Annotated in this window: 6 protein-coding genes; 2 read left to right on the plus strand and 4 right to left on the minus strand. The window is 64.0% G+C overall.

Going from position 1 to position 6000, the window contains the following annotated elements:
- Nucleotides 1–272: 272 nt before the first annotated feature.
- The gene (locus ACBJ32_RS57830) at nucleotides 273–761 is read left to right on the plus strand and encodes an integrase core domain-containing protein (RefSeq protein WP_375134122.1); all 489 of its coding nucleotides are present in this window, start codon (nucleotides 273–275) and stop codon (nucleotides 759–761) included.
- Between the two features lie 30 nt (nucleotides 762–791).
- Here the strand turns inward: ACBJ32_RS57830 and ACBJ32_RS57835 are convergent, their stop codons facing one another.
- Nucleotides 792–1433, minus strand: a complete 642-nt coding sequence (locus ACBJ32_RS57835; protein WP_375134123.1) for a hypothetical protein — start codon at nucleotides 1431–1433, stop codon at nucleotides 792–794.
- 86 nt (nucleotides 1434–1519) lie between these two features.
- Here ACBJ32_RS57835 and ACBJ32_RS57840 point away from each other — a divergent pair, with 86 nt between their 5' ends.
- Nucleotides 1520–1882: a DUF397 domain-containing protein gene (locus ACBJ32_RS57840; RefSeq protein ID WP_375134124.1), complete on the plus strand. Its 363-nt coding sequence runs from the start codon at nucleotides 1520–1522 to the stop codon at nucleotides 1880–1882.
- Here ACBJ32_RS57840 and ACBJ32_RS57845 read toward each other — a convergent pair.
- The 3 genes from ACBJ32_RS57845 to ACBJ32_RS57855 form a co-directional block, all read right to left on the minus strand.
- Entirely contained in the window at nucleotides 1819–2667 is an 849-nt protein-coding gene (locus ACBJ32_RS57845; RefSeq protein WP_375134125.1) for a helix-turn-helix domain-containing protein, read from the minus strand. The genes ACBJ32_RS57840 and ACBJ32_RS57845 overlap by 64 nt on opposite strands.
- 1890 nt (nucleotides 2668–4557) lie before the next feature.
- On the minus strand, nucleotides 4558–5193 hold the full coding sequence (locus ACBJ32_RS57850; protein ID WP_375134126.1) for an HAD family hydrolase: 636 nt from the start codon (nucleotides 5191–5193) through the stop codon (nucleotides 4558–4560).
- A 66-nt stretch (nucleotides 5194–5259) separates the two neighbouring features.
- Nucleotides 5260–5859: a hypothetical protein gene (locus tag ACBJ32_RS57855; RefSeq protein ID WP_375134127.1), complete on the minus strand. Its 600-nt coding sequence runs from the start codon at nucleotides 5857–5859 to the stop codon at nucleotides 5260–5262.
- Nucleotides 5860–6000: the final 141 nt, after the last annotated feature.

Genomic DNA, 6000 nt, shown 5'->3' on the forward strand with positions numbered 1-6000 from the left:
GGCCGACAGCCGATGGCGAAGCACCTCCCCGGCCCGATCCGCGTCATCGAGGAACAGCCCCAGACCCAGATCACTGACCGCGGCCTCCGACGCTCACGTGCGGCACGCTGCGGTTGGCGCGCTGTGGGCGGTCAGCGGCGACCAGGAGGAGGTGATGCCGCTCCTTCATGATCTGCTTGGAAGCAGCGTCTCCTTTTGGAAGACACTGGCAGAGACGCCTGTACGTGTTGTTCGTGATGGAGGTGGCGACGCGGCACGTACACGTCCTGGGCGTGACCACCAACCCCACCCGCGCGTGGACGGCCCAGCAGGCCCGCAACCTGCTCATGAACCTCGGGCGGAGGACCGGCTCGTTTCGGTTCCTCATCCGTGATCGGGACGCCACGTTCACCGCCGTCTTCGATGAGATCTTCGCCGGAGAGGATGTCACGGTGATGAAGACGCCGCCGCGGACGCCCCGAGCCAACGGCTACGCCGAGCGCTGGGTGCGCACCGTCAGAGCTGAATGCACCGACCGGATGCTGATCTACGACGAACGCCACCTTCGATCGGTCCTGGAGGAGTACGCCGAGCATGACAACGCGTATCGCCCGCACGGAGTCCCGCCAACAACGCCCACCCGATCAGGACGAGCAAGTTGCGGTACCGCTGGAAGGCCGGATCCAGCGCTGGATGGTGCTCAGCGGAGCGATCAACGAGTACCACCGAGCAGCCTGGCCGACCCGACGAGACACCAGCTCAGACCACGCGTACGAGTTTGAAGCGGTACAGGCTCGATCGCGGGTCCCGGCTCACTGCCACAGTCTGGTGAGGATGGCCAGGATCGTGGCGACGACGGCCCCGATCACCGACCCCACGCCCCCTCCGATGCTGGCCACGATGAGGGCGTCCTTGTTGCGGGCGAAGAAGTCCGGCTGTTCCTGCTCGGGACGGTTCCCGATCACGGCGTGCGTGATGAGGCGACGCAGCAGGAACCGGCAGCCCCAGACCAGGGCGACGCTCGCCAGGCCGGCGGCGGGCACGTGCCACCACACGAGCTCTATCCTGGCTACCAGCGTGACGAGCAGGCCGACCACGGCGGCGAGGCCGACCACGGCGGCCTGCGTCACCGTCGTATGCCTGAGCACGAACTTGGTCCAGCGGCGGACGCGTGGGCGGCAGAGGTCGATGATCTCCTGCGCCGCCTCCACGACCTCGGCCGAGCCGGTGGCGTAGCGGAGCTCGGCCCGCTCCCGGGTGAACTCCACCGACAGCGCCGGCGTTATTTCTCCGTGCTGGTGCACGCATATGCTGACGTCCCTTAATTCCGGTGCCGTCGCACCCGCCAGCTCAACGAAGCCCTCGGCCTTCGAGAAGGCGAACCACTCGCCGGCCGAGTCCCTGGCCATGACGCTCGTGCGGCCGAGCCGGGAAGCGGCGCGGACGATCTTCATGAGCGTCGTCTGATCGACGGACAGAGGGCCGAGAGTGCAGGGCTTCTCATTCGGCTCACGGGAAAGTCTCTTTATGTACATTCCATATGTTCTTTGGTGACGGCCGCGCCTTTGCGGCTGGATCGAGTATTCTCCGCTGCTTATGGGTATCTGTGATATCGCCCTTGTCTGCCCTGCCCATTGAAGGCGGTGCGAAAGTGGACAAATTCCACCCGGCAAAAGCGACGTGGCAGCGCAGTCGTTACTGCGGTGCAACCGGAGCATGTGTGGAAGTGGCGATGCTCGACGACGGCACTGTCGCGATGCGATCGTCAAATCAGCCGGACCACTGTCTGATCCTCTCGAGGGCCGAGTGGATCTCATTCGTTCGGGGAATCCGCGACGGTCACTCCTTCGCCATGTTCTCGATGAACGAGGCCGAGTCTTCGGGTGACAACGCGATCGCCTGAAGGTCGGCGAAGGCCCGGTCGTACGCGTCGGTGCCGGCGGGCGTGTCGAGCAGATGAGAGCCGTTGAGGTGTTCGAGGTAGACCACTTTGGGCTCTTCCGGATCCGGGAAGCCCAGCATGATGAAGGCGCGGCCCTCGGCCGGGTGGAGCCCGGTCGTCGCGGGGACGACCTGTAAGGAGACCTCGCTGTGCGCCCCGGCCTCCACCAGCCACCGGAGCTGCTCGCGCATCACGCTGCCGTCACCGATCTTCTTTCGCAGGGCGTTCTCCTCGATGACGGCGTGGAAGGCGGGCGAGCCGGGGCGTCTCAGGAGTGACTGGCGCTCTTGGCGGAACCTGATGCGCTGCGCGGCAACGTCGGCGGGAACCCGGTGGGCTGCCATGACCGCCCGCATATAGGGCTCGGTCTGCAGCAGACCCGGAATCAGAAAGGTCTGGTAGTCGCATATCAACGTGGCCCGGTCTTCCAGCTCGACGAAGAACTCGTAGTCGGGGCCCACGACGTCCGCGTATTCGTGCCACCATTTCGGCTTGCTCTCCCGGCTGCTCCTGGCAAGGTCGAGCAGCGCGGAGCGGCGGGCGTCCGGCACTCCGTAGAGGCCGAGGATCTCGCGGATCTCCAGCGGGCGGACCGCCACCTGGCCGTTCTCGAACCGGCTCACTTTCGCGGAGGAGCATTCCAGGTGGGCCGCCACGTCCTCGATCGTCAAGCCGGCGGTCTCGCGCGACCTGCGCAGCAAAGCTCCCACTCGACGGCGAAACATCGCCCTGCTGTCCGTCTCCATGCTCTGCGTGCCCCCTGGCAAGCGTGCCGAATATGCTCGATCGACAAGCTAGTGCAACATGTCCCTATATGCAACGACTTGCACGGCGTTATACAGCCGTCACAGCACCGAGGTAATCAAAGCCTTGTATTGTGATATTTCCGTCATTTATCTTCATTAGTGTTGGGCCTTAATTTGGGGGCGCATGCGCTGGGCCGACCGCGCGATGACGGGTGGCTGTGTCGCTCGAATATTGAGTTACGTCGCCTGAGCTGCGGTTAGGCGGCGTGGTGGTATTCGTGGATCGTGCCTGCGCCGAGAGGTTTTCGGCGGATGGATCGCGGGCCGTTGAGGTCGGTCACGTCGTGGCCGGGCTGCGTTGCGACGTCCGGAGGACGTTCGCGCTACCAGATGGCGTTCATCCTCGGCGTCCATGGCAGCGTGGTGATGGCCCTGTGCGGTGCCAAACTCGTCCATGGCATCTGACCGGGCCTTCTTTCCTCAGCGCTCGTGTTCCTACACCTGCTGTATCTGCTGATGGTCCGGTTGTTCGGCTGGTTGACGCTACTCTCGCGGGGCGACACCTCCAAGGACGTAGAGATCCTGGTGCGGCGTCATGAGGGCGCCGTCCCGCGTCGTCAAGTCGCCCGGCCACGACCGGACTGGGCCGACCGGGCGCTGCTGGCCGCGCTGGTGCGACTGCTGCCCACACGGCTTCGCCTCCATCGGATCGTGACACCGGGCACCTTGCTGGCCTGGCACCGCCGCCTGGTCGGCCAACGCTGGACCTACCCCAACACAGCCGGACGTCCACCGATACCGGACGAGCTGCATGATCTGGTGATTCGGCTGGCCAGAGAAAATCCCCGATGGGGCACCGGCGGATCCAGGGCGAACTGCTCGGCCTCGGCCATCGAATCGGGGAGGGCACCATCCGCCGGATCCTCGCCGCGGCTGGCCTCGGTCCAGCGCCACGTCAGGCGTCACCGAACTGGCGACAGCTCCTTACTTCGCAAGCCTCCGGCATCTTGGCTTGCGACTTCCTGCACGTCGACACCGTGTTCCTCAAACGACTGTACGTCTTCTTCGTCATGGAGATCGAGACACGCCGTGTACACCTGCTGGGCGTCACCTCCAACCCGACGGGCGCATGGACGACCCAGCAAGCCCGGAACCTGCTGATGGACCTGGGTGAACGCGCCGGCGCCTTCAGGTTTCTCATCCGGGACCGTGACGGCAAGTTCCCCCGCATGTTCGATGAGACGTTCGCCGCCGCTAGCGTGCGGGTCGTCAAGACGCCCGTCCGGTCCCCACGAGCGAACGCGTTCGCGAACGATTCGCGGGAACACACCCTCCGTCCTCCGCTGCACGACCCCAGCGAAGTGATCGACGTAGCCACCCGGATCCACCGCCGGAGGACCGTCACTGGGCTGATTGGCGAGTACCGCAGAACAGCCGGACCGTCCGGCAAACGGCCGGCTCAGCAGCAGTATCCGCGTTCTGGCACCGCACAGGTTCCGCTGCGCACCATCCCGAACCCGGGACGGATTGCCGACCTGAACATATGTCGGCGAGACCGAACTCGGCGGGAGTCCTCCACGAGTACTCGCATGCTGCTTGAGCTGCATGGATGTAGTTTTCGGCAGGCGCATGGTCGATCGCCACCCTGCTGGATGCCACCCACGTGCCCAGCCACAGCGACAAGGCGGGCGCGGCAGCGATCTGCTCCTGTGCCTGACCGACCCGCCGCCCCAGGCCGAACCTAGAACCCTGCGCCACCGACTGCCGCACACCGCCGTACGCCTGACTCGCGGCCAACCCAACCGGAAGATCAGCCGAGAGCGATCAAGGTCGGGGGTTGGCCGATGATGTCGAAGGGGTTTTGACACGCTGCGTGAATGCTCCTTCAGCTTACTTGAGGATGATGTCCTTCAATTCAGCCAGAGTTTCGATTCGATAGGCAGCCTGCGCGAAGTCATTTGATTTGGTGAAGTCATTGTGGACAACAGCACAGTCAATACCGGCCGCCACGGCCGACTTCAGCCCTCTGGATGAATCCTCAACGACCAGTGTTTCTCCTTTGGTAGCTCCGAACCGCCTCAGGCCGATCAGGTACGGATCCGGATGCGGCTTGGCGAGCTCGTAATCCTCACGAACAACGACGAAATCCATGAATTGCTTGATCTGGCGCTTCTCGTGGATAAGTTCGAAATCCGCACGTTTGGCGGTTGTCACGATGGCCATCCGGACGTGTTTTGACAGTTCGGCCAGAGCTTCAACGACGCCTTCAATCTCGATGGATTCTGTTCTCAGGCATTCTTGATAGTAATCATTACGGACCTGACGCTGCCTGCTGATGGTCTGTTCGTCGATGCCGGCCGCCCTGGCTTGGGCCCAGGTGCCCAATCCCTGGCTCATCTCCCGAAGGTACTGGTCCATGTCCAGGGTCAAGCCGATGTCCGCGAGGGCGCGTTCCCCGGCTTTGTAGTACCAGAATTCGGTGTCCACCAAAACACCATCATGATCGAAGAGTATGTACTTTTTCACTGTCTCGATCCTTTCCGGCAGCCGCGGCGACGCGGCGACCAGGTGCGTTGACCTGGAACTGGTCCATCACTGCTCGCATCCGGCCGCGCGCTGGCTCGCGAGGCTAACGTGTGCACCTCTTCGATGACCACCAGCACCGGCGGCCGCGGCCGGCCGTTCTTGCCGATGGGTTCGCCGCGAGCGACCGCGATCACCCTGTCCAACAGGGCTTGCAGTAGGAAGGAGATGGCGATGTTGCGGCAGCCAGGTGCGGGCGCAGAACCACCCGGCGATCAGTAGGAGGAGAATCGTGCCGATCGCAGGCAGAGGCTCGATCGGCACGATGCCGACAGCGGCCCAGCCGCCTGCACCTGCGAGAGTGAGCAGTCCGAGTGTCGCCCGCGCTTTCGTCCCGAAGGGAGTGGCAAGCTCCCGGCGGTAGCTCCACAGCGTGCCTTTCCTGCGGCGCGTGGCGGCCTTGCCTGCCCGGTGCCGGATAAGCCATGCGATCTTCTCGACCCCGACTCGGGGCTCGCCGTAGACCTCCGTGAGCTCGTCGCGCAGGCTCCGGCGTATGCCTTCCGTTTCGGCTTCCCGCTGGTCGCGGTCCATGCCGGGAGGAACGTACTCGGCGAAATAGTGGTTGATCCGGTGCTCCGCCTTCTTCGCGAAATTGCCCCGCTCCACCTTGGTCTTGCGTTTAGGGCGTGTATTTGGTTGTGATCAATCTGCGGGATCCGCCCTCGTTTCGGGGTCCGATCCGGTAGATCGTTTTGCGTGACGCGAGTGCAATTGACGGATGTGGAGTGGGAGTTCATCGAGCCCTAC

The organism is Nonomuraea sp. GTA35 (assembly GCF_041950525.1).
GTDB lineage: Bacteria > Actinomycetota > Actinomycetes > Streptosporangiales > Streptosporangiaceae > Nonomuraea.

Bases quoted from the DNA above. Each gene is read 5' to 3' on its own strand.
- ACBJ32_RS57835 (WP_375134123.1), bottom strand. From the start codon at position 1,433: ATGAAGATCGTCCGCGCCGCTTCCCGGCTCGGCCGCACGAGCGTCATG.
- ACBJ32_RS57840 (WP_375134124.1), top strand. From the start codon at position 1,520: ATGTTCTTTGGTGACGGCCGCGCCTTTGCGGCTGGATCGAGTATTCTC.
- ACBJ32_RS57845 (WP_375134125.1), bottom strand. From the start codon at position 2,667: ATGGAGACGGACAGCAGGGCGATGTTTCGCCGTCGAGTGGGAGCTTTG.